Source organism: Sporosarcina sp. YIM B06819 (assembly GCF_033485175.1).
Taxonomy (GTDB): Bacteria; Bacillota; Bacilli; order Bacillales_A; family Planococcaceae; genus Sporosarcina.
Map to the genome: position 1 here is coordinate 41,132 of NZ_JAWLIQ010000011.1, position 21,721 is coordinate 62,852.

General features: G+C 43.5%; 38 protein-coding genes. 1 reads left to right on the forward strand and 37 read right to left on the reverse strand.

The features are described from left to right. Positions 1-145: 145 nt before the first annotated feature. On the reverse strand, positions 146-442 hold the full coding sequence (locus tag R2B72_RS08835) for a rhodanese-like domain-containing protein (protein WP_318616244.1): 297 nt from the start codon (positions 440-442) through the stop codon (positions 146-148). 139 nt (positions 443-581) lie between these two features. On the opposite strand from R2B72_RS08835, the gene R2B72_RS08840 reads away from it, so the two are divergent. Further along, the gene (locus R2B72_RS08840; protein ID WP_318616114.1) at positions 582-1,535 is read left to right on the forward strand and encodes a helix-turn-helix transcriptional regulator; all 954 of its coding nucleotides are present in this window, start codon (positions 582-584) and stop codon (positions 1,533-1,535) included. On the opposite strand, the gene R2B72_RS08845 is transcribed toward R2B72_RS08840, so the two are convergent. From R2B72_RS08845 to rplD, 36 genes are all read right to left on the reverse strand, one after another. Then, positions 1,516-2,160, reverse strand: a complete 645-nt coding sequence (locus R2B72_RS08845) for an ABC transporter ATP-binding protein (protein WP_318616115.1) — start codon at positions 2,158-2,160, stop codon at positions 1,516-1,518. The two genes, R2B72_RS08840 and R2B72_RS08845, sit on opposite strands and share 20 nt — an antisense overlap. A 12-nt stretch (positions 2,161-2,172) precedes the next feature. Continuing rightward, positions 2,173-2,835: a molybdate ABC transporter permease subunit gene (modB, locus tag R2B72_RS08850; protein WP_318616245.1), complete on the reverse strand. Its 663-nt coding sequence runs from the start codon at positions 2,833-2,835 to the stop codon at positions 2,173-2,175. 42 nt (positions 2,836-2,877) lie between these two features. Beyond that, positions 2,878-3,648: a molybdate ABC transporter substrate-binding protein gene (gene modA, locus R2B72_RS08855; RefSeq protein WP_412177813.1), complete on the reverse strand. Its 771-nt coding sequence runs from the start codon at positions 3,646-3,648 to the stop codon at positions 2,878-2,880. Positions 3,649-3,849: 201 nt separating this feature from the next. Continuing rightward, on the reverse strand, positions 3,850-4,242 hold the full coding sequence (gene rpsI, locus R2B72_RS08860) for a 30S ribosomal protein S9 (protein WP_318616116.1): 393 nt from the start codon (positions 4,240-4,242) through the stop codon (positions 3,850-3,852). Between the two features lie 19 nt (positions 4,243-4,261). Further along, entirely contained in the window at positions 4,262-4,699 is a 438-nt protein-coding gene (gene rplM / locus R2B72_RS08865) for a 50S ribosomal protein L13 (protein WP_318616117.1), read from the reverse strand. 167 nt (positions 4,700-4,866) lie between these two features. Further along, on the reverse strand, positions 4,867-5,613 hold the full coding sequence (truA, locus tag R2B72_RS08870) for a tRNA pseudouridine(38-40) synthase TruA (protein WP_318616118.1): 747 nt from the start codon (positions 5,611-5,613) through the stop codon (positions 4,867-4,869). Positions 5,614-5,626: 13 nt separating this feature from the next. After that, positions 5,627-6,424 (reverse strand): energy-coupling factor transporter transmembrane component T, encoded by a 798-nt coding sequence (locus tag R2B72_RS08875; protein ID WP_318616119.1) that lies wholly within the window; start codon positions 6,422-6,424, stop codon positions 5,627-5,629. Continuing rightward, positions 6,424-7,293, reverse strand: coding sequence for an energy-coupling factor ABC transporter ATP-binding protein (locus tag R2B72_RS08880; protein ID WP_318616120.1), 870 nt, complete (start codon positions 7,291-7,293; stop codon positions 6,424-6,426). The genes R2B72_RS08875 and R2B72_RS08880 overlap by 1 nt, the downstream gene beginning before the upstream one ends. After that, positions 7,269-8,114, reverse strand: a complete 846-nt coding sequence (locus R2B72_RS08885) for an energy-coupling factor ABC transporter ATP-binding protein (RefSeq protein WP_318616122.1) — start codon at positions 8,112-8,114, stop codon at positions 7,269-7,271. The genes R2B72_RS08880 and R2B72_RS08885 overlap by 25 nt, the downstream gene beginning before the upstream one ends. Positions 8,115-8,442: 328 nt before the next feature. Continuing rightward, positions 8,443-8,823 carry a 50S ribosomal protein L17 gene (gene rplQ, locus R2B72_RS08890; protein ID WP_203247895.1) on the reverse strand — a complete coding sequence of 127 codons (381 nt, stop codon included), beginning with the start codon at positions 8,821-8,823 and terminating at the stop codon, positions 8,443-8,445. 33 nt (positions 8,824-8,856) lie between these two features. Then, positions 8,857-9,801: a DNA-directed RNA polymerase subunit alpha gene (locus tag R2B72_RS08895; protein ID WP_318616123.1), complete on the reverse strand. Its 945-nt coding sequence runs from the start codon at positions 9,799-9,801 to the stop codon at positions 8,857-8,859. A 133-nt stretch (positions 9,802-9,934) separates the two neighbouring features. After that, a complete protein-coding gene (gene rpsK / locus R2B72_RS08900; protein WP_318616124.1) occupies positions 9,935-10,324 on the reverse strand; it encodes a 30S ribosomal protein S11 in 390 nt (129 codons plus the stop codon). Between the two features lie 25 nt (positions 10,325-10,349). Next, positions 10,350-10,715 (reverse strand): 30S ribosomal protein S13, encoded by a 366-nt coding sequence (gene rpsM, locus R2B72_RS08905; RefSeq protein WP_318616125.1) that lies wholly within the window; start codon positions 10,713-10,715, stop codon positions 10,350-10,352. Between the two features lie 24 nt (positions 10,716-10,739). Then, the gene (rpmJ, locus tag R2B72_RS08910) at positions 10,740-10,853 is read right to left on the reverse strand and encodes a 50S ribosomal protein L36 (RefSeq protein WP_084212378.1); all 114 of its coding nucleotides are present in this window, start codon (positions 10,851-10,853) and stop codon (positions 10,740-10,742) included. Between the two features lie 38 nt (positions 10,854-10,891). Then, on the reverse strand, positions 10,892-11,110 hold the full coding sequence (gene infA, locus R2B72_RS08915) for a translation initiation factor IF-1 (protein WP_060203457.1): 219 nt from the start codon (positions 11,108-11,110) through the stop codon (positions 10,892-10,894). 425 nt (positions 11,111-11,535) lie between these two features. Further along, positions 11,536-12,189, reverse strand: a complete 654-nt coding sequence (locus tag R2B72_RS08920) for an adenylate kinase (protein ID WP_318616126.1) — start codon at positions 12,187-12,189, stop codon at positions 11,536-11,538. Between the two features lie 57 nt (positions 12,190-12,246). Next, positions 12,247-13,539 carry a preprotein translocase subunit SecY gene (gene secY, locus R2B72_RS08925; RefSeq protein WP_318616127.1) on the reverse strand — a complete coding sequence of 431 codons (1,293 nt, stop codon included), beginning with the start codon at positions 13,537-13,539 and terminating at the stop codon, positions 12,247-12,249. Then, positions 13,539-13,979 (reverse strand): 50S ribosomal protein L15, encoded by a 441-nt coding sequence (gene rplO / locus R2B72_RS08930; RefSeq protein WP_318616128.1) that lies wholly within the window; start codon positions 13,977-13,979, stop codon positions 13,539-13,541. Before rplO ends, secY begins: the two co-directional genes overlap by 1 nt. Before the next feature lie 33 nt (positions 13,980-14,012). Continuing rightward, positions 14,013-14,195 carry a 50S ribosomal protein L30 gene (gene rpmD / locus R2B72_RS08935; protein WP_318616129.1) on the reverse strand — a complete coding sequence of 61 codons (183 nt, stop codon included), beginning with the start codon at positions 14,193-14,195 and terminating at the stop codon, positions 14,013-14,015. Positions 14,196-14,208: 13 nt separating this feature from the next. Beyond that, positions 14,209-14,709 (reverse strand): 30S ribosomal protein S5, encoded by a 501-nt coding sequence (gene rpsE / locus R2B72_RS08940; RefSeq protein ID WP_318616130.1) that lies wholly within the window; start codon positions 14,707-14,709, stop codon positions 14,209-14,211. A gap of 22 nt (positions 14,710-14,731) precedes the next feature. Further along, entirely contained in the window at positions 14,732-15,094 is a 363-nt protein-coding gene (rplR, locus tag R2B72_RS08945; protein WP_318616131.1) for a 50S ribosomal protein L18, read from the reverse strand. A 34-nt stretch (positions 15,095-15,128) separates the two neighbouring features. Further along, entirely contained in the window at positions 15,129-15,668 is a 540-nt protein-coding gene (rplF, locus tag R2B72_RS08950; RefSeq protein ID WP_318616133.1) for a 50S ribosomal protein L6, read from the reverse strand. A gap of 30 nt (positions 15,669-15,698) precedes the next feature. Further along, a complete protein-coding gene (gene rpsH / locus R2B72_RS08955; RefSeq protein WP_203247885.1) occupies positions 15,699-16,097 on the reverse strand; it encodes a 30S ribosomal protein S8 in 399 nt (132 codons plus the stop codon). 30 nt (positions 16,098-16,127) lie between these two features. Further along, complete coding sequence (locus tag R2B72_RS08960; RefSeq protein ID WP_203247884.1) at positions 16,128-16,313, reverse strand: type Z 30S ribosomal protein S14; 186 nt, start codon at positions 16,311-16,313, stop codon at positions 16,128-16,130. 19 nt (positions 16,314-16,332) lie between these two features. Then, positions 16,333-16,872, reverse strand: a complete 540-nt coding sequence (gene rplE / locus R2B72_RS08965; protein ID WP_203247883.1) for a 50S ribosomal protein L5 — start codon at positions 16,870-16,872, stop codon at positions 16,333-16,335. A gap of 26 nt (positions 16,873-16,898) precedes the next feature. Continuing rightward, positions 16,899-17,210, reverse strand: coding sequence for a 50S ribosomal protein L24 (rplX, locus tag R2B72_RS08970; RefSeq protein ID WP_318616134.1), 312 nt, complete (start codon positions 17,208-17,210; stop codon positions 16,899-16,901). A gap of 36 nt (positions 17,211-17,246) precedes the next feature. Next, positions 17,247-17,615 (reverse strand): 50S ribosomal protein L14, encoded by a 369-nt coding sequence (rplN, locus tag R2B72_RS08975; RefSeq protein ID WP_067204773.1) that lies wholly within the window; start codon positions 17,613-17,615, stop codon positions 17,247-17,249. Positions 17,616-17,654: 39 nt separating this feature from the next. Further along, complete coding sequence (gene rpsQ / locus R2B72_RS08980) at positions 17,655-17,918, reverse strand: 30S ribosomal protein S17 (RefSeq protein ID WP_318616135.1); 264 nt, start codon at positions 17,916-17,918, stop codon at positions 17,655-17,657. A 17-nt stretch (positions 17,919-17,935) separates the two neighbouring features. After that, positions 17,936-18,136 carry a 50S ribosomal protein L29 gene (gene rpmC, locus R2B72_RS08985; RefSeq protein WP_025783856.1) on the reverse strand — a complete coding sequence of 67 codons (201 nt, stop codon included), beginning with the start codon at positions 18,134-18,136 and terminating at the stop codon, positions 17,936-17,938. Next, a complete protein-coding gene (gene rplP, locus R2B72_RS08990; protein ID WP_318616136.1) occupies positions 18,126-18,560 on the reverse strand; it encodes a 50S ribosomal protein L16 in 435 nt (144 codons plus the stop codon). Before rplP ends, rpmC begins: the two co-directional genes overlap by 11 nt. Before the next feature lies 1 nt (position 18,561). Next, entirely contained in the window at positions 18,562-19,221 is a 660-nt protein-coding gene (gene rpsC, locus R2B72_RS08995) for a 30S ribosomal protein S3 (protein ID WP_318616138.1), read from the reverse strand. A 3-nt stretch (positions 19,222-19,224) separates the two neighbouring features. Further along, positions 19,225-19,569: a 50S ribosomal protein L22 gene (gene rplV, locus R2B72_RS09000; RefSeq protein ID WP_318616139.1), complete on the reverse strand. Its 345-nt coding sequence runs from the start codon at positions 19,567-19,569 to the stop codon at positions 19,225-19,227. A 19-nt stretch (positions 19,570-19,588) separates the two neighbouring features. Continuing rightward, on the reverse strand, positions 19,589-19,867 hold the full coding sequence (gene rpsS, locus R2B72_RS09005) for a 30S ribosomal protein S19 (RefSeq protein WP_318616141.1): 279 nt from the start codon (positions 19,865-19,867) through the stop codon (positions 19,589-19,591). A 60-nt stretch (positions 19,868-19,927) separates the two neighbouring features. Beyond that, positions 19,928-20,758 carry a 50S ribosomal protein L2 gene (gene rplB / locus R2B72_RS09010; protein WP_318616143.1) on the reverse strand — a complete coding sequence of 277 codons (831 nt, stop codon included), beginning with the start codon at positions 20,756-20,758 and terminating at the stop codon, positions 19,928-19,930. A gap of 43 nt (positions 20,759-20,801) precedes the next feature. Further along, the gene (gene rplW / locus R2B72_RS09015; protein ID WP_318616144.1) at positions 20,802-21,086 is read right to left on the reverse strand and encodes a 50S ribosomal protein L23; all 285 of its coding nucleotides are present in this window, start codon (positions 21,084-21,086) and stop codon (positions 20,802-20,804) included. After that, complete coding sequence (gene rplD / locus R2B72_RS09020) at positions 21,086-21,709, reverse strand: 50S ribosomal protein L4 (protein ID WP_318616146.1); 624 nt, start codon at positions 21,707-21,709, stop codon at positions 21,086-21,088. Before rplD ends, rplW begins: the two co-directional genes overlap by 1 nt. Positions 21,710-21,721: the final 12 nt, after the last annotated feature.

Here is a 21,721-nt window from a genome sequence, read left to right on the forward strand (position 1 = left end):
CATTCGCGCCCTTCGAATTGTGGCAGCAAGCCGAACAACGAAGGGTTCGGTTTGTATAATTTCTGTGCCCTTTACAGAAATTATACAAGTAAGCACGTTCAATGAAATAAAAAAGAATCCCGAGAGGTCCTTGTCATAATCATTATTATTCAGTTGCGCCTGCCCATTCCAGCATGCCGCCCACCATATTCGTGACATCATAGCCTTCTGCATCCAAAAACGCTGTTGCACGTCCACTACGTCCGCCTGAGCGACAAATCATGATATAAGATTTCGCTTTGTCTAACTCATCCAAGCGCTCTGGTACTTCTCCTAAAGGAATATGGATGGCACCCGGAATCACCCCTTGCGCTACCTCATCCGACTCGCGTACGTCTACCAAGTTAAGTTGTTGTCCTTGCTCTACTAATTGCTGTAATTCAGTCGTCGTAATTTCTTTCATCATCCAACGCCTCCAAACTTTTTCTCCTTCTTACTTTACCATAGGCTCCTTTTTTCTACGACAAAACGATACTCAATTAGGCGATACCTAAACGCTTTGCTATACTAACGGGACAAGACTCTTTCAAGGAGGGTGAAACATGACAGATACCATTTCCTACACAACTGAAGAAATTGCCCATATTTTAAAAGTATCCAAACTAACGGTCTATGATTTGATCAAAAAAGGCGTCCTACCCTCTTACCGTGTCGGTCGCCAGATACGAGTCGACGCCCATGACCTAGAGACTTATAAAGACCAGGCTAAAGGTGGTAAAACTCCTGTCAAATCGGAGACACGGGTCACAGCAGTTCATTCAGAGGGTCCTAAACCAGTAGCCACTTCCACTAGACAAATCATTATTAGCGGTCAGGATATTAGCTTAGACATTTTAGCCAATTACATTGAGAAAAAATCAACAACTATCCGTCCGCTTCGCTCCTACGCTGGTAGCTTGAATAGCTTAGTAGCTATGTATCAAGGGAAAGCTGATGTCGTCAGCACGCACTTATACGACGGGGACACCGGCGCCTATAACCTCCCCTATATCCGAAGAATTTTAGTAGGGCACTCCTACATCGTCATCAATCTTCTATCGCGCTGGGAAGGGTTTTATGTCCAAAAAGGCAACCCTAAAAACATTCAAACTTGGGCTGATTTTATAACTCCGGGAATCACAATGGTGAACCGAGAAAAAGGGTCGGGTGCAAGGGTTTTGATTGACGAACATTTACGGCTATCAGGCATTTCACCTTATGATGTCGAAGGCTACGATATAGAAGAATCGAGTCATATCGGAGTTGCTAGCAAAGTAGTTAGCGGTCAAGCCGATGTAGGCGTAGGAATTGAAAAAGCCGCCCGTCTTGTCGACGTCGACTTCATTCCCATTATGAAAGAGCATTATGATTTAGTCATCATGAAGACTGCACAAAATGCAGAATTCATCGAGCTACTGCAAGATATCGTACATTCAGATGCCTTCCAAAACGAACTTGGAGCCATAGGTGGTTACGATTTATCGCGAACGGGGCAAATCATTTATGAAACACCTTAGTATCGCGAATCAACCCTCGTTCTAAAAAGAAAATGGTGTCACCGAGCTTTTCAGCTTCCTCCATATCATGCGTCACAATAATGAATGGGATTTTCCACATCTCATGGAGCCTCAGCAGCTCATCCTGACACTCGATACGCGTTTCGCGATCCAAAGCAGATAACGGCTCATCTAACAGTAAAACAGACGGCTCTGTCGCCAAGGCACGAGCCAACGCAACGCGTTGCTTTTCCCCACCGGAAATCTGGTGGGGATATTTTTTTACCAAATGTCCAATCCCTAATACATTCATCAATTGGTCACTGCGCGACAGCGCCATTTTATTTTTTACACCATAGCCAATATTCTTTTCCACTGTCATATGCGGAAATAGTGCATAATCTTGAAATAGGTAACCGACATTTCTTTTTTGTGGCGACAGTGATTGACCTTTCCCTTGAAAATACACTTGCTCATTTAATGTAACCAAACCCTCATCTGGATTATCAAGCCCTGCAATGACATTCAAAATTGTCGTTTTCCCCGACCCCGAAGGTCCCACTAGAACAACAATTTCATCCTCAACCCTCAAATGAACATCCACTGTAAAATGCGCCAATGCTTTCTTAATTCGTACGTCTAACATCTAATCATCCTCTTATGTATGTCCATTCTTATACCGCTCCATATTGCGCCTACTCCACCAATTGAGCCACATAATCGTACTAAAGCCGAGTGCTACGATAATGACGACCCAGAAAGTAGCCTTCTCCATTTGCCCTGACTCTACCGCAAAGTAGATGGCCATCGGAATCGTATCTGTCTTGCCCGGAATATAGCCTGCTAACATCAGTGTCGCACCAAATTCACCCAGACCACGTGCAAACGATAATACCAAACCCGCTAGCAACCCTGGCCAGGCGAGCGGAAAGGTAATCGTTCTAAACACCTTCCACTCCGAAGCCCCCATCGTCCGAGCTGCATTTTGCATCCGACTATCCAAACTACCAAATGCCGCACTAGCACTTTGATACATTAGCGGAAATGAGACGACTACTGACGCAATCACCGCACCAATCCATGTAAACACAATCTGAACATCAAACCACTCGATTAGCAGGCTACCTATCCAGCCTTTTTTACCAAAGAGAATAAGTAAACCGAAACCAACAACTGTTGGAGGTAACACCAATGGCAATAAAAACAGTGATTCAATCACACTTTTTCCAAAGAATTGTTTTCTAGACAATAGATGAGCAAAAAACACACCTGTGATGAACACAATAACAGTAGAGATCCCCGCTATTTTTAACGATAACATCAATGGTGTGTAATCAGTGGTAGACACGACGATTCCCCCTACTTACTTAAAACCATATTTCTTCAAAATTTCTTTTCCTTTATCACTCGTTAAGTAAGCCAAAAACGCTTTCGCTTCTTCAGGATGTTTAGTTTCTGAAACAACCGCACCAGGATAAACAATTGGTCCATGCCATTCAGCACTAGCTACGGCCAACACTTTTACTTTGTCCGAAATTTTTGCATCACTGGAGTAAACAACACCTAAATCTGCATTGCCCATTTCCACATGCGTCAATACTTGGCGCACATCAGAGCCTAACACCATTTTATCCTGCAACGGGTCCCATAAGCCAATATTCTCTAATACTTCTTTTGTATAACGTCCAACTGGTACACCTTCAGGCTCTCCAATTGCAAAATGCGCAATCGTTGACGGATCAATATCTTCAAATGAATCTACAGTTAATAATTCGTCTTTATTTGTAATTAGCACCAATTCATTGGCCGTAAAATCTACACGCGTTCCTTCCAACAGTAGTTTGCCTTCTTCTAACGTATCCATATCCTTTTTACTAGCAGATAAAAATATATCCGAAGGCGCTCCCTGCTCAATCTGTTGCACCAATTTACCCGAGCTTCCAAAGTTGAATGTCAGCGTAATATTATCATGCTCACTTTCAAAAGAAGCTTTCATATCCGTTAATGCGTCCGTCAAACTCGCAGCTGCCGAGATCATCACTTCTACTTGCTCCTCCGACTCACCAGCCGAGCATCCTGCCGTAATCAATAGTAAGCCTAAGCAGACAAGACAATTCCAAAACTTTTTACTCAATCAAAAACCTCCCTCGTTATCATTAGATATAACTAAACATAACTTATTATAACCAATTATAATTAATGCCTAACAATGGGTCAAGCTGATATGTGGATAACATAAGTTGTTCGAATAGTTATCCACATATCTGAATTTCATCATTTCTAGCCGACAAAAAAACCCTCTTCCACGAATGGAAAAGGGTTTTGATTTGAAAAATTAACGTTTTGAGAACTGTGGTGCACGACGTGCGCCTTTAAGACCTGGTTTTTTACGCTCTTTCATTCTTGCATCACGCGTAAGTAGTCCTGCTGATTTCAACGTTGGACGGAAATCAGGATCTACGTTTAGAAGTGCACGTGCAACGCCGTGGCGAATTGCACCTGCTTGTCCTGTGTATCCGCCACCGTGGACGTTTACAAGGATATCGTAGCTTCCAAGAGTTTCTGTTGCTACTAGTGGTTGCTTAATGATTTCACGAAGTGTTTCAAATGGAACGTAGTCTTCTGCGTCGCGGTTGTTGATGATAATTTGACCATCACCAGGAACCAAACGTACACGAGCTACTGAACTTTTACGACGGCCTGTGCCGAGATATTGTACTTGTGCCAAAGGTGTTTCCTCCTCTTAATTATCCGCGAAGCTCGTAAGCTTCCGGTTTTTGTGCCGCGTGCGGATGTTCCGCTCCTGCGTATACGTTCAATTTCTTGAATGTTTGACGACCTAGAGGACCTTTTGGAAGCATTCCTTTGATAGCCAATTCAAGCATTTTTGTTGGGTAGTTCGTGCGCATTTCTAGCGCTGTACGTGTTTTAAGGCTACCAGTGTAACCCGAGTGACGGTGATACAATTTGTCTTTCAATTTGTTACCTGTTAGTTCGATTTTCTCTGCATTGATGATGATCACGTGATCACCTGTGTCAACGTGTGGTGTGAACGTAGGTTTATGTTTGCCGCGCAAAAGTGATGCAACTTCAGAAGCAAGACGACCAAGCGTCTGCCCTTCAGCGTCGACAACGAGCCATTTACGCTCTACTTCGTGACCTTTAGCCATGAATGTTGTACGCATGTTTTTATCCTCCTAAAATGAATATCAATTGTTCCGTTTTCTCTATCCCTAAACACAATTAACCTTCCGGGGCTTGTTTGTGGGGTTATTGAAATACCATTACCCATCTTATACTGAATCCCACAATAAGTCAAGCGACTTTCTGAAAAACACCAGGAAAAGTTGCCCTAGTCTCCGTAGGTCACATTTTCCAAATACAAACCGTGTGCTGGTGCAGTTTTGCCGGCCTCATTACGATCGCGCAACTCGAGAATGCGCTTGACGTCTTCTGGACTATTCCAGCCCCGACCAACCGCCAACAGCATTCCTGCAATGGTCCGCACCATATTATACAAGAATCCATCGCCTTCAATCGTCATGACGAGATAGTCGCCTTGCCTTTCACAAGTCAGCTTCCTAACTGTACGAACTTTATTGGACGTAGCCGTTTTGGCTGAACAAAAACTCGTAAAATCATGCGTGCCAATCAAATGGTACGCCGCCTCTTGCATGCGTTCCACATCAGGACGCAAATGACCAAGGTGGACCGAATAATTACGATCAAAAGGGCTATGCACTTCACTATAAGACCAGCGGTAGCTATACGTTTTACCCTTCGCTGAATAGCGCGCATGAAAATCCTCATCGACATATTCAGCACCAACAATTCTTATATCCGTAGGCAATAAAACATTTAATGCCATCTGCCAACGATCTAACGGAAGACCAAGTGTTGTATCAAAATGAATCACCTGTCCATTGGCATGAACGCCAGCATCTGTCCGCCCACTTGCCACCGAGTGGACAGGTATGGTTTTATGAATTTTCACCAATGCCTTATCAATTTCCGATTGTACGGTGCGCATACCCGGTTGAGACTGATACCCCGCAAAGTTTGTTCCATCATAAGAAACAACAGCTTTTATGCGTTTCATATGTATCCACCTCCTAACCTCTCGCTAGCAAGAGGACGACAACGAGGATAACAAACAAACCCATGATCAATGTATCGCGCCAATGCCACTTCAATTGCCGATACCTCGTTCTTCCCTCGCCACCGCGGTAGCCACGGACCTCCATAGCGACTGCTAGGTCTTCCGCACGCTTGAATGCACTCACGAATAATGGAACAAGCAATGGAATCACCGCCTGAATACGTTGCTTAATAGAGCCCGTACTAATATCTGAGCCCCTTGCTAGCTGTGCTTTCAAAATCTTATCGGTCTCATCCATCAACGTGGGGATGAAGCGTAAAGAAATCGACATCATCAGCGCCAACTCATGAACGGGTAACTTAAAGCGTTTAAACGGACCCAGTAAATCCTCAAGTCCATCCGTAATTGAAATCGGAGAAGTCGTCAATGTTAGCACGGACGTCATTAATACGAGAACAAGGAAACGAACGGAAATGAAAATCCCTTGCCGCAAGCCTTCTTCGTAGATTTTAATAAACTTCCAATCCAGCAGCAGTGCACCTTCTTTTGTGAAAAAGATATGCATGAGAAACGTAAAAATAATCAAGAACAGAATCGGCTTTAATCCGTTGATCAAGAAATATAAACGAATTCGCGAACTGAAAATAACAAGTAACGTAAATCCTAATAACAAACCATACGTCAACGTATTATTCGCCAAAAATACTGTAATGATAAACAAAAAAACAAAAGAAAGTTTCGAACGCGGGTCCAGCTTATGAACAAACGATGTTCCTGGTATGAAGCGACCGAAAATCATCTTCTCCAACATTAACGGCCACCTTCTTCCTGCGTAGCTTGTACAATTGCTTGCGCAAGCTGCTCTTCCGTTAATGCCAGTGTTTGAAGCGGACGACCAATCATCTTCTCAATATCACGCTGGAACTTCACAGAACGTGGTAAGCCAAGCCTGAAGGACTTTAGCTTCTCTTCGTCACCAAACACTTCCTGCGGCGTTCCAGCTAGCACAGAACGTCCGTTATGCATGACAATAATATTATCCGCATAGCGTGCAGCATCCTCCATACTATGTGTCACAAGAATCATCGTCAGTTGCTCCTCAATATGTAAACGATGGAACAGCTCCATGATTTCTTGTCGCCCTTTTGGATCAAGTCCCGCAGTTGGTTCGTCCAAGACTAATACAGATGGTTTAAATGCCAATACACCTGCAATGGCCACACGACGCATCTGACCACCTGACAAATCAAAAGGTGACTTCTGGGCAACCTCTGGTGGTAATCCAAGAAGCTCTATCAATTCATGGGCTCGCCTCCGCGCCTCTTCCTCCGGTACACCAAAGTTCATCGGTCCGAACATAATATCTTTTTCTACGGTTTCCTCAAACAGCTGATGCTCAGGAAATTGAAAGACAATCCCAACATGCCTTCGTACATCTTTCAGACCTTTCGCCTTGGTGCCCGCAGAAATCTTCGTATCCCCAATCTGCACGATACCTTCCGTAGGCTTAAGTAAACCGTTCAAATGCATTAGTAATGTCGATTTCCCTGAACCCGTATGCCCAATAATCGCTGAATAAGAGCCGGAACGGATCGTGGCCTCCACATTCTGCAAAGCTCTCTTCTCAAAAGGCGTATCCTTACCATACAAATAGCCTACTTGCTGAAGTGAGATGTCCATAATTCATTCACCAACTCTTCTTCTGTCATATGCTCACCATCAAGCCGCATTCCACAATCTCGTAATAAGTTAGATACTTTCAAAGCAAATGGTAAGTCCAAGCCAATCGCCTCTAGCTCATCCCCCCGAGCAAATATTTGCTCAGGCGCTCCAACCGTCAGCACCTTGCCTTTGTTCATCACAATCATACGATCTGCCAGTAACGCCTCTTCCAAATCATGTGTAATTGAAATCACTGTAAGACCCGTCTTGTGCTTCAATTCCTCCACAATCCGAATAACTTCATCACGCCCTTGCGGATCAAGCATAGAAGTCGCTTCATCCATAATCAACAGCCTTGGCTGAAGTGCCAATGCCCCCGCAATTGCGACGCGCTGCTTCTGTCCGCCTGATAGATGGTGCGGCTCCTGATCAAGGAAATCACTCATCTTCACCTGCGCAAGTGATTCATGCACCCGAATCTTCATTTCCTCAAAAGGAACCCCATTATTCTCTAATGCAAACGCTACATCATCTTGAACTGTCGAACCAACAAACTGATTATCCGGATTCTGAAAAACAATCCCCATTTGAGATCGAATCTCCCAAATATTCTCTTCCGTCAGCTTTTCGATAAACACATTGACATTCCCTTCATCTGGGAACAATAGTCCAATCATTAATTTTGCAAGTGTCGACTTGCCCGACCCATTATGACCCACAATCGCAATCCATTCACCATCTTGCACCGTGAACGATACATCATCAATTGCCTTCTTGACCTCCCCATCCTCGGATGGATAAGAATAGCTCACATGATCTATCGACAAGATTTCCTTCATCGCCTAACACCTCCGGCTACATTTACTTCTTATGTATACTACGAAGGATCCCTTGCAACATGCCAAGGAATCCCCTTCAATCATATCAAAACACTTATTTTAGAATAAAAAAAAGCGCGCACCTCATCCGAAGAAATGCGCTCATATCTATAACTAATACCGGGTGCTCAATCCAGTATCGCGGATGAGGTACGTAGAGCTAGACCAGACGATAATGCATTATCGCGGATCGTAACACTCAGCTTTTAAATTTGTCGTATAAATCTTAAAGATGTATTGAAAAAGGGCATGTCCGGCTTGCGCACAGCCACACCCCTTTTTTCGAAAATTAGACTAGTTCGATTACGACGACAGGTGCACCGTCACCGCGACGAGGTCCCATTTTCATGATACGTGTGTATCCACCTTGACGCTCAGCGTAGCGTGGAGCAACATTATCAAAAAGTTTTTGGATGGCAAAGATTTCTGTCTCCTTGCCTTCTTCGTCCGTTACTGAAACTAGTTCGCGACGGATGAATTGTGCAACTTGACGACGTGCGTGCAAGTCTCCACGTTTACCAAGCGTAATCATCTTCTCAACTACAGAACGCAATTCTTTCGCGCGTGCTTCAGTCGTTTGAATACGCTCATGTACGATTAGGTCTGTCGCTAAGTCGCGAAGCATCGCTTTACGTTGTGAACTTGTACGTCCAAGTTTTCTGTATCCCATTAGAAGTTTCCCTCCTTCAATCTATAAATTTGCTCAATCTTCTAAGCGTAACTCAAGGTTAAGCTCGTCCAATTTCGCTTTCACTTCTTCAAGTGATTTACGGCCGAGATTACGCACTTTCATCATTTCGTCTTCAGACTTGCTAGCAAGCTCAAGAACAGTATTGATGCCTGCACGTTTCAGGCAGTTGTAAGATCTAACAGAAAGGTCGAGTTCCTCAATGGTCATCTCAAGTACTTTCTCTTTTTGATCTTCCTCTTTTTCCACCATGATTTCAGCAGTTTGTGCTTCGTCAGTCATGCCGACAAATATATTTAAATGCTCTGTAAGAATTTTTGCTCCTAACGCAACTGCTTCTTTCGGACCGATACTACCATCTGTCCAAACGTCAAGTGTTAACTTATCGAAGTTCGTCATTTGACCAACACGAGTATTTTCTACTTGGAAGTTAACGCGTGAAACTGGAGTGTAAATAGAGTCGATCGGAATAACGCCAATTGCGAGATCCTCACGTTTGTTCTGAACAGAAGGCGCATAGCCTCGACCGCGTACAGCATACATCCGCATGCGTAAGTGTCCATTTTTTCCAAGTGTTGCAATCTGAAGTTCAGGATTCAATACTTCTACGTCGCTATCATGTGTAATGTCAGCAGCCGTAATTGTACCTTCACCTTTCACATCTATCTCAATCACTTTCTCTTCGTCTGAATAGACTTTGAGAGCTAGTTTCTTCACGTTCAAAATAATCGTAGCGACGTCTTCGACGACACCTTCAATTGTAGAGAATTCGTGGAGTACACCGTCGATTTGGATAGACGTTACAGCAGCCCCAGGCAATGAGCTTAGTAGAGTACGGCGCAGGGAGTTACCCAACGTATTTCCATATCCACGCTCAAGTGGTTCGATGATAAACTTACCAAACTTGGAATTTTCGCTGATCATAACAGTTTCAATCTTTGGTTTCTCAATTTCGATCATTTATTTACCCTCCTTTAAACGTCGAATGTATAGGCCGTTCCATATTGAAATCGATTTTCACAGACGGCAATTTGCAATCGCACAATCATTTTTGACAAAAATTGTGTTTCTCAATCAAATGGACTACAAGCCATTATACACGACGGCGTTTTGGCGGGCGGCATCCGTTGTGCGGAACCGGTGTAACATCTCTGATTGCAGTAACTTCAAGGCCAGCAGCTTGTAGTGAACGAATTGCTGCTTCACGTCCAGCACCTGGACCTTTAACAGTAACTTCCAACGTTTTTAAACCGTGCTCCATAGCAGTTTTGGCAGCTGTTTCAGCAGCCATTTGTGCAGCAAATGGTGTCGATTTACGAGAACCTCTGAAGCCTAGTGCACCAGCACTTGACCAAGATAATGCGTTCCCTTGCATGTCAGTAATTGTAACGATTGTATTGTTAAACGTCGAACGGATATGTGCAATACCGGATTCAATATTCTTTTTCACGCGACGTTTACGAGTTTGTTGTTTACGTGCCATGTTAAGAAGATACCTCCTTTACCTATTATTTTTTCTTGTTTGCAACTGTCCGTTTAGGACCTTTACGAGTACGTGCGTTGTTTTTCGTGTTTTGTCCGCGAACAGGCAAGCCACGACGATGACGGATACCACGGAAGCTACCGATTTCCATCAAGCGTTTGATGTTAAGTGAAGTTTCACGACGAAGATCCCCTTCAACTTTCAATCCGTCAATTTCCTCACGAATTTTATCAAGCTCAGCATCAGTAAGATCGCGTACGCGTGCTTCTTCAGATACTCCAGCTGCTGCCAAAATCTTCATAGCAGTTGTTTTTCCGATTCCGTAAATGTAAGTTAATGAAATTACGACGCGCTTATCGCGCGGAACGTCTACACCAGCAATACGTGCCATATAGATTGTGCACCTCCTTCTGAATTAGCCTTGTCTTTGTTTATGTTTCGGATTTTCACAGATTACCATTACCCGGCCGCGTCTGCGAATAATTTTGCATTTTTCACAGATCGGTTTTACAGATGGTCTTACTTTCATCTTACCCAACCTCCTTCAATATTCCGGAGTGCAAAAGTTTATTTAAAACGGTATGTGATACGACCACGTGTTAAATCATAAGGCGAAAGTTCCATTGTCACTTTATCGCCAGGCAGGATGCGGATAAAGTGCATACGAATTTTGCCAGATACATGCGCAAGAATTGTATGGCCGTTTTCCAGCTCTACTTTAAACATCGCGTTTGGCAACGTTTCGACTACGGTTCCTTCAACTTCAATTACATCGTCCTTCGCCATCAATCCTGTCTCCCTTCTATATCCAATAAAGGTTCTCACCATCGAGCGGCATCAGTCGCCTTTAAAGCTTTCTTCAACATATGTCTGGATTGCACGAGTGATGTTCGAAAGACGTCTGTCACATTTCGTTTCCCTTTAGTCAGTCCCCGACCTCTTGTTATGGAAAATCGCGTCGGAATGGACACGACTGTCCAGATTGCCGTGGATGAGTTCCTAGTTGCGTTATAAAGTTCTTTACCACTAAATGATTATACCTACTTCAACAGGAAAATACACTTATTATGATTAAGAACATACGCCCGCAGAACTCCGACTAGTTCTTATACCGGGCATCATATGCTTTTGCAGCTCGTTGAAATACTCTTTCACTCCGTTTATATTAGTATGACCAAAATTGACCAAAAAATATCTACTTTTGAAAAAGCTTACTGTCCGCTTTTTTGAAGAAGAGCGTCCAGATCTTTAAAAACATCATCGATGTCCTGTTGTCCATCAATGTTTGCCAACACGCCTTTGGCATCATAATACGCCAATAGCGGTGCCGTTTGGTTCATATTTACTTCCAGACGGTTTGTTACAGTTTCGGGATTGTCATCCGCACGCTGATAAAGTTCGCCACCATCTTTATTACATTTCCCTTCAACCTTTGGTGGGTTAAATAGAAGATGATAAGAAGATCCACAAACTTTACAAATACGTCGGCCAGTTAGCCGAGCGATAAGTTCTTCCTTCTCGACTTGGATATTGAGAACATGCTCAATTTTTCGTCCCATATCAGACAGCAACCCATCAAGCGCTTCCGCTTGAGGAACTGTACGTGGGAATCCATCGAGAAGAAAACCATTATCACAATCGGATTTGCTTAATCGTTCACGCACAATGCCAATTGTTACTTCATCAGGAACAAGAGCGCCTTGATCCATGAACGATTTTGCTTTGACTCCAAGTTCCGTGCCTTCTTGAATCGCAGCACGGAACATATCGCCTGTAGAAATATGAGGGGTTTCGTACTTTTCGACAATTTTATCTGCCTGTGTACCTTTACCGGCTCCTGGCAGACCCATTAATACGATATTCATACGTCTTGCCCTCCCATTTTCACATGTCAGTTAGAAAGAATAGATTCTTACTAACCCTTATTTCATGAATCCTTTGTAATGCCTTTTCACTAGTTGTGATTCAAGTTGCTTCATCGTTTCAAGGGCAACCCCGACGACGATGATTAAACTTGTTCCTCCAATTTGCGCAGACTGTGGAAGGTTTGCGAATTTGATAAAGAATACTGGCATGATTGCAACTGTAGAAAGGAAAATCGCTCCAACAAATGTCAATCGATACAAAGTTTTCGTTAAGTAACTTTGTGTGTTTTGTCCTGGACGAATGCCCGGGATATAAGCACCTTGCTTTTTAAGATTGTCCGCAATATTTTCTGGATTCACTTGTATGAACGCATAGAAATATGTGAACGCAATGATTAACGCTAGATAAAAGACCATACCAATTGGTTGAGTATAATCAAATACTTTTGTAATCGTTGTCGTTACGTTATTTGTTCCAAAGAAAGCAGCTATTGATTGCGGTGTCATGAAAAATGCTGACGCAAAGATTACCGGAATAACCCCTGCAGCATTAAGTTTCAATGGTAAATGCGTCTGTTGTCCAGCAGTCGAAGGACCACGGCCAGAGACACGCTTCGCATATTGGATCGGAATTTTCCGTAGTGCTTCTTGCACGTAGATAATTCCAACAGTTATTGCAATGACCACAAGAAGTAACAGCAGCATTATTGCTATTCTAATAAACAATAGGTCGCCAGCATCTTGGATCTGAGTTGCGTAAAGTTGGTTGACTGCATTCGGGATCGCTGCGACAATTCCGGCGAAGATAATAATGGAAATACCATTTCCAACACCTTTTGCCGTAATCTGTTCACCGAGCCAAAGAAGAAATGCAGTTCCTGCCGTCAGTACGATCGCAATGACCACATATGTCGAAACACCTTTGCTAGTTATCAGCGTGCCGTCGTACATCTTATTAAAGCCGAACGACATGGCAATTGCCTGGATAAATGCTAGGATTATTGTGAAATACCTAGTGAACTGAGCAAGTTTCCGTCTTCCAACGTCACCTTGTTTCGCCCATTCAGTAAATTTCGGAACAACATCCATCTGCAATAATTGCACGATAATGGATGCCGTAATGTATGGCATAATTCCCATCGTTAAGATGGAGAAGTTGGCAAGGGCACCCCCGCCAAAGACATTCATTAAACCGATAAGATTGTTATCAGATTGTTGAAGAGCAGTTGCATCAACGTTTGGAACTGGGATAAATGTACCTAGTCTATAAACGATGAGCACAAGCAATGTGTAAATGATTTTAGACCGTATATCTCTAACGCGCATAAAGTTGGAGATTGTCTGGAACATTAAACCACCTCGGTTTGCCCGCCCGCTTTCTCGATTGCTTCAACAGCAGAAGCAGAGAATTTGTGAGCTTTGACAGTGATCTTTTTATCAAGAGTTCCGTTTCCAAGAATCTTAATTCCGGATTTTGCGTTGCTCACGATGCCTGATTCAAGTAGTAGCTCAGGAGTTACTTCCGTTCCTGCATCGAAACGATTAAGTGTATCAAGGTTTACGATTGCATATTCCTTACGGTTAATGTTCGTAAATCCACGTTTAGGAAGACGTTGGAAAAGTGGAATTTGTCCACCCTCGAATCCAAGACGTACCCCACCGCCTGAACGGGAGTTTTGACCGTCATGACCTCTACCAGAAGTCTTACCGTGACCAGAACCTGTTCCGCGTCCAACACGTTTACGTTTTTTACGAGCACCATCAGCTGGTTTCATATCGTGTAATTTCATTTAATTGGCACCTCCTTATTCAAAAGATCGGTATTATTGTTCCTTAACTGTAACTAGGTGGTCCACTTTGTTGATCATGCCGCGAATCGCAACATTATCTTGGTGTTCTACCATTTGGTTTAATTTACGTAGTCCAAGCGCTTCAACAGTTTTACGTTGTGCTGGCTTTGAACCGATTACGCTTTTTGTAAGGGTGATTTCAAGTTTGTTCGCCATTGTGTTTCCCCCCTTAACCTAACAGTTCTTCTACGGATTTGCCGCGCAATTTAGCTACATCTTCAGCGCGTTTCAAATTCGTCAATCCTTCGATTGTTGCACGAACCATGTTAATTGGTGTGCTTGAACCAAGGGATTTAGAAAGAATATCCGTGATACCTGCAAGTTCAAGTACCGCACGGACAGGTCCACCAGCGATAACTCCCGTACCAGGTGACGCAGGTTTGATAAGAATCTTTCCTGCTCCAAAATGTCCAAGTACTTGGTGCGGAGTCGTTCCTTTGACCATTGGTACAACGATCAAATTCTTCTTCGCATCTTCGATAGCTTTACGGATTGCATCCGGAACTTCTTGTGCTTTACCAGTACCGAAACCTACACGGCCATTTTTATCTCCGACAACGACAAGAGCTGTAAAGCGGAAACGACGTCCACCTTTTACAACTTTCGCTACGCGGTTAATCGTAACTACGCGTTCTTCGAATTCACTTTGTTTCTGATCATTACGACGCATGAAATGTGTCCCTCCTTCTTAATTAAAATTCCAGACCGTTTTCACGTGCTGCGTCCGCAAGAGCTTTCACACGGCCGTGAAATAGGTAACCGCCACGGTCGAAAACTACCGCCTTGACGTCCTTTTCAACAGCTTTCTTTGCGATCATCTCGCCGACTTTAGCCGCTGCTGCAGTGTCTCCTTTGGAATCAGAACCGAAGTCTTTGTCCATTGTAGAAGCACTCGCAATCGTTACGGCATTTACATCATCGATCAATTGAGCATAAATATGCTTGTTCGAACGGAAAACGTTTAGACGTGGACGAGCTGCAGTCCCGCTTATTTTCGTACGTACGCGTACATGACGCTTTTTACGAGTAGCGTTTTTATCTTGTTTCGTGATCATCGTGGTCACTCCTTCCGGGATGCCTTAAGCGGCATTATTTACCTGTTTTACCTTCTTTACGACGTACGACTTCGCCTTCGTAGCGAATCCCTTTGCCTTTATACGGCTCTGGTGGACGTACTTGTCGGATGTTCGATGCAAGAGCACCTACGCGTTCTTTGTTGATACCGCGTACGATGATCTTAGTGTTTGCAGGAACTTCAACTTCAATTCCTGCTTCCGGTGTGAACTCAACCGGATGTGAGTAACCAACGTTCAATACAAGTTTTGTACCTTGAAGTGAAGCACGGTAACCTACCCCAACTAGTTCAAGTGTTTTTTCAAAACCTTTAGAAACGCCCGTCACCATATTATCGACTAATGAACGAGTCGTTCCATGAATAGAACGGTGTTCTTTAGATTCAGAAGGACGGATAACTGTGATCACGTTACCTTCTTGCTCGATTTTAAGATCCGCGTTAAATGTGTTTGTAAGTTCGCCTTTTGGTCCTTTAACTGTAACGAAGTTACCATCAGCGATGGTTACTGTTACGTCAGCAGGTACCTCAATCGGCTTTTTGCCAATACGGGACATTCAATTGCACCTCCATTCATTTGTTACGAATTACCAGACGTAAGCTACTACTTCTCCGCCTACTTGTTTAGCACGTGCTTCCTTATCAGTAAGGACACCATGTGATGTTGAAACGAGGGCGATACCAAGACCATTCAAAACTTTAGGCACTTCGTTTGTTTTTGCATATACACGAAGACCAGGTTTAGAAATACGTTTAAGACCTGTGATAACACGCTCATTGTTTTGACCATATTTAAGGAAAATGCGGATGATACCTTGTTTGCTATCCTCTACGAATTCAACTTCGCGGACGAAACCTTCACGTTTCAAGATCTCTGCAATTTCTTTTTTCATATTTGAAGCAGGTACTTCAAGCTTCTCGTGACGAACCATGTTGGCGTTACGGATGCGTGTAAGCATATCTGCGATCGGATCACTCATTGTCATTCCATTTACCTCCTTCCCAAATTGCCGGGTTTACCAGCTGGCTTTTTTAACGCCTGGAATTTGTCCCTTGTACGCTAGTTCGCGGAAACAAATACGGCAAAGCTTGAATTTACGATATACAGAATGCGGACGACCACAACGCTCGCAGCGTGTGTATGCCTGCACTGGGTGCTTCGGTGTACGTTGTTGTTTTGCGATCATTGATTTTTTAGCCACGTTTACGCCTCCCTCTTATTTACTTTTGGAACGGCATGCCGAACTGCGTTAATAACTCACGTGCTTCTTCGTCGGAGTTTGCAGTTGTAACGATGACGATATCCATACCGCGTATTTTAGAAACTTTATCGTAGTCAATTTCCGGGAAAATAAGTTGCTCTTTTACGCCGAGCGTATAGTTTCCGCGACCATCGAATGCTTTCTTGGAAACACCACGGAAGTCACGTACACGAGGTAACGAAACCGAGATTAGCTTATCAAGGAACTCATACATACGCTCACCGCGTAGTGTAACTTTCGTTCCGATAGGCATGCCTTCACGGAGACGGAATCCCGCGATTGATTTCTTCGCTTTTGTGATGACCGGTTTTTGACCAGCAATAATTGTTAAATCTTCTACCGCTGCGTCAAGTGCTTTCGTGTTTTGAACAGCATCACCAACACCCATGTTGATAACGATCTTGTCCACTTTTGGTACTTGCATTACTGATGTATATTCGAACTTGCTCATAAGAGCAGGTGTAACTTCACTTTTGAACTTTTCTTTTAGACGGCTCATCTGTTGGACCTCCTTTCATCCGTTACTTATTTGTCCAGTAGTTCACCGGATTTTTTAGCAACACGAACTTTTTTGCCATTTTCAATCTTATGTCCTACGCGAGTTGGCTCGCCTGTCTTAGGATCGATTACCATGACGTTTGATACGTGAATCGCTGCCTCTTGGCTAATGATTCCGCCTTGAGGATTTTCTTGGTTAGGTTTCGTGTGTTTTTTAACGATATTAATACCTTCAACAAGTACGCGATCTTTTTTAGGGAAAGCTGCTAGGATCACACCAGTTTTACCTTTGTCTTTACCAGTGATCACCATAACTTTATCGCCTTTTTTAACATGCATTCTGTCGCACCTCCTTGATTGGCACTGTCATGTGGATTAAAGAACTTCTGGAGCTAGGGAAATGATTTTCATGAAGTTACTGTCGCGCAGTTCGCGAGCAACTGGTCCGAAAATACGAGTTCCACGTGGGCTCTTGTCGTCGCGGATGATAACACATGCGTTTTCATCAAACGTAATGTATGAACCATCTTTACGACGTACACCGCTTTTCGTACGAACGATAACAGCTTTTACAACTTCACCTTTTTTAACAACGCCACCTGGTGTTGCTTTTTTAACCGTAACCACGACTACATCACCAATGTTTGCTACTTTACGGCCTGAACCACCTAAAACCTTAATTGTAAGTACTTCACGAGCGCCTGAGTTGTCAGCGACTTTCATACGACTTTCCTGTTGAATCATTGAGGCTACCTCCTCCCGGATTTTGATCTCCGAACGTTATTAGATAATGACCGCTTTTTCGACGATTTCTAGAACGCGGAAACGTTTTGTTGCTGATAATGGACGAGTTTCCATAATACGAACAACATCACCGATTTTCGCTTCATTCAATTCATCATGGGCCTTGAATTTCTTAGAATACTTTACACGTTTGCCGTATAAGCCGTGTTTCTTTTGCGTTTCGATCATTACAGTAACTGTTTTATCCATTTTGTCGGATACTACACGGCCTGTATATACTTTGCGTTGGTTACGCTCAGTCATGGCTGCAACCTCCTTCATCAGTTATTTGCACTGATTTCTCTTTGACGTATTACAGTTTTCATGCGCGCGATCGATTTACGAACTTCGCGGATGCGCGCAGTGTTTTCTAATTGACCTGTCGCTAGTTGGAAACGAAGGTTGAAAAGCTCTTCTTTCAGTGATTTCACTTTTTGCTCAATCTCTGCAGTTGTTAAGTCACGGATTTCATTAGCTTTCATTAGATTCACCACCAATTTCTTGACGTTTTACAAACTTACATTTGATAGGAAGCTTGTGAGATGCGAGGCGAAGTGCTTCACGTGCAACTTCTTCAGACACACCTGCGATTTCAAACATTACTCTGCCAGGTTTAACAACTGCTACCCAGCCTTCTACAGCACCTTTACCGGAACCCATCCGGACTTCAAGAGGCTTTTTCGTATATGATTTATGCGGGAATATGTTGATCCATACTTTACCGCCACGTTTCATATAACGTGTCATAGAAATACGTGCAGCTTCAATTTGACGGTTTGTGATCCATGCAGATTCCATAGCTTGAATACCGAATTCACCAAACTGAACTGTTGCTCCGCCTTTTGTTGCTCCGCGCATTTTACCACGGAATACACGACGGTATTTAGTGCGTTTAGGCATTAACATATTAGTTGCCTCCTTCCTCAGAGTTCTTCTTCTTCACTGGAAGGACTTCTCCACGATAAATCCACACTTTAACGCCAAGCTTACCATAAGTAGTATCAGCTTCTGCGTGTGCGTAATCAATATCTGCACGTAGAGTATGGAGAGGGACAGTACCTTCACTGTAATGTTCCGCACGAGCGATGTCAGCACCGCCAAGACGTCCAGAAACTTGTGTTTTGATTCCTTTAGCGCCAGAACGAATTGTACGTTGGATCGCTTGTTTTTGTGCACGACGGAATGATACACGACTTTCTAGTTGACGTGCAATTGATTCTGCAACTAGTTTCGCATCAAGATCAGCACGTTTGATTTCTACGATATTAATGTGAACACGCTTGCCTGAGATATCGTTAAGCTGTTTACGAAGTACTTCTACCTCGGCACCACCTTTACCAATTACCATACCTGGCTTCGCAGTGTGAATAGTAACGTTAACACGTTTTGCAGCACGTTCAATTTCCACTTTGGAAACAGATGCATCTACAAGACGTTTTTCAATGTAAGCACGGATTTTTAAATCTTCGTGTAGTAGAGTCGCATAGTCTTTTTCAGCATACCATTTTGACTCCCAATCACGGATGATACCAACCCGTAAACCGTTAGGATGTACTTTTTGACCCACGAATTACCCCTCCTTTTTTTCTGATACCACTACAGTGATGTGGCTTGTGCGTTTGTTGATTGCACTCGCACGTCCCTGTGCACGTGGACGGAAACGTTTCATTGTCGGACCTTCGTCTACGAATACTTCGCTGATGATTAGGTTTTCGACATTCATTTCGTAGTTATGTTCAGCGTTTGCAATCGCTGAGTGTAATACTTTTTCTACTACCGGAGAGGCCGCTTTCGGCGTCAGGCGTAGAATCGCGACAGCTTCACCGATTTTCTTGCCCCGGATAAGATCAACGACTAAACGGACTTTACGAGGAGCAATACGGACTGTGCGGGCAATAGCTTTTGCTTGTTGCATCAGATTAACCTCCTCTCAATTAACGTCTTGTTTTCTTATCGTCAGCGCCATGACCTTTGTATGTGCGCGTAGGTGCGAATTCACCTAGTTTATGACCTACCATATCTTCAGTCACATAGACAGGTACGTGTTTACGTCCGTCGTAGACAGCAATCGTCATTCCGATGAACGACGGGAAGATAGTTGAACGGCGTGACCAAGTTTTAATAACCTGTTTTTTCTCGGCATCCTTTTGTGCTTCAACCTTTTTAATAAGGTGATCGTCTACAAAAGGTCCTTTTTTCAAGCTGCGGCCCATGTCGGAACCTCCCTCCGTGTTTGTACTACGGTCCAATCATTGAACCGCAGTGCGCTCACATTATTTTTTACGACGACGAACAATGAATTTGTCAGACTTGTTGTTTTTCTTACGAGTCTTGAATCCAAGTGTCGGTTTGCCCCAAGGTGTAACTGGTGATTTCATACCAATACCAGTACGTCCTTCACCACCACCGTGTGGATGATCGTTAGGGTTCATTACAGATCCACGAACTGCTGGGCGTTTGCCTAACCAACGTGAACGACCTGCTTTACCAATATTAATAAGTTCGTGTTGCTCATTACCAACGTGACCAATTGTCGCGCGGCATGTAGAAAGGATCATGCGAACTTCTCCAGATTGAAGACGTACGATAACGTATTTATCTTCGCGGCCTAGTAGCTGAGCAGATGTACCTGCTGAACGTACAAGTTGACCACCTTTACCTGGTTTTAATTCGATGTTATGGATAGTTGAACCCATTGGGATGTTTTCAAGTGGAAGTGTGTTACCCACTTTGATATCCGCATCTGGACCTGACATTACTGTCATGCCAACTTCCAATCCTTTTGGTGCGAGGATATAACGTTTCTCCCCGTCTACATAATTAATTAAAGCGATGTTCGCAGAACGGTTTGGATCGTATTCGATCGTAGCAACGCGTCCTGGTATACCATCTTTCCGGCGTTGGAAATCGATGATACGGTATTGGCGCTTGTGGCCTCCACCTTGGTGACGAACAGTAGTCCTACCTGTATTGTTACGGCCGCCTTTCCGTTTAAGCGGTGCAAGCAATGATTTTTCTGGTTTATCTGTAGTAATCTCAGCAAAGTCAGAAGAAGTCATGTTACGACGTCCGTTGGAGGTAGGTTTGTATTTCTTAATCGCCATTGGTGTTCCCTCCTTTGTATAATTAACTGTCTAAGTGATTAAATTAGATATCAAAAAGTTCGATGTCTTTTGAGTCAGCAGCTAGTGTTACAATCGCTTTACGGCGTTTGTTAGTATAACCAGCATGTTTACCCATACGCTTGAACTTACCTTTGTAGTTCTGTACGTTGACTTTTTCGACCTTCACTCCAAAGATTTCTTCAACAGCTTGCTTCACATGTGTTTTGTTTGCGCGCGTGTCAACTTCGAAAGTGTATTTTTTGAATTCCATTTGTTCAGAAGAACGCTCGGTAATGACCGGACGTTTTAGAATATCACGTGCTTCCATTAACCAAGCACCTCCTCTACTTTTTGAACTGCCGCTTTCGTCATAACAAGTTTGTTATGTCCGATAAGGTCAAGAACGTTAATGCCAGATGCAGTTACAACACTGATACCAGGGATGTTACGTGCAGATAACGCTACTGTTTCATCTAGGTCTGCAGTTACGATCAAAGCTTTCTTGTCGATTGCAAGAGCAGATAATACCTTGATGAATTCTTTTGTTTTTGGTGCATCGAATGTTAGTCCTTCAAGAACGATCATGTCCTCTTCGCGCACTTTCTGAGAAAGAGCTGAAAGAAGAGCTAGTCTACGAACTTTTTTCGGTAGTTTGTAGCTATAGCTTCTTGGATTTGGACCGAATACGATACCGCCTCCACGCCATTGCGGTGAACGGATTGACCCTTGACGAGCACGACCTGTTCCTTTTTGGCGCCATGGTTTACGTCCACCACCAGCGACTTCCGCGCGTGTTTTTACTTTATGGTTACCTTGGCGCAATGACGCACGCTGTTGGACCAATGCTTCAAATAAGACAGCTTCGTTCGGCACGATTCCAAAAATCGCATCATTTAGTTCGATGTCGCCGACAGAAGAACCTGTCTGGTTTAGTACGGATACTTTAGGCATTCCTATTTCCTC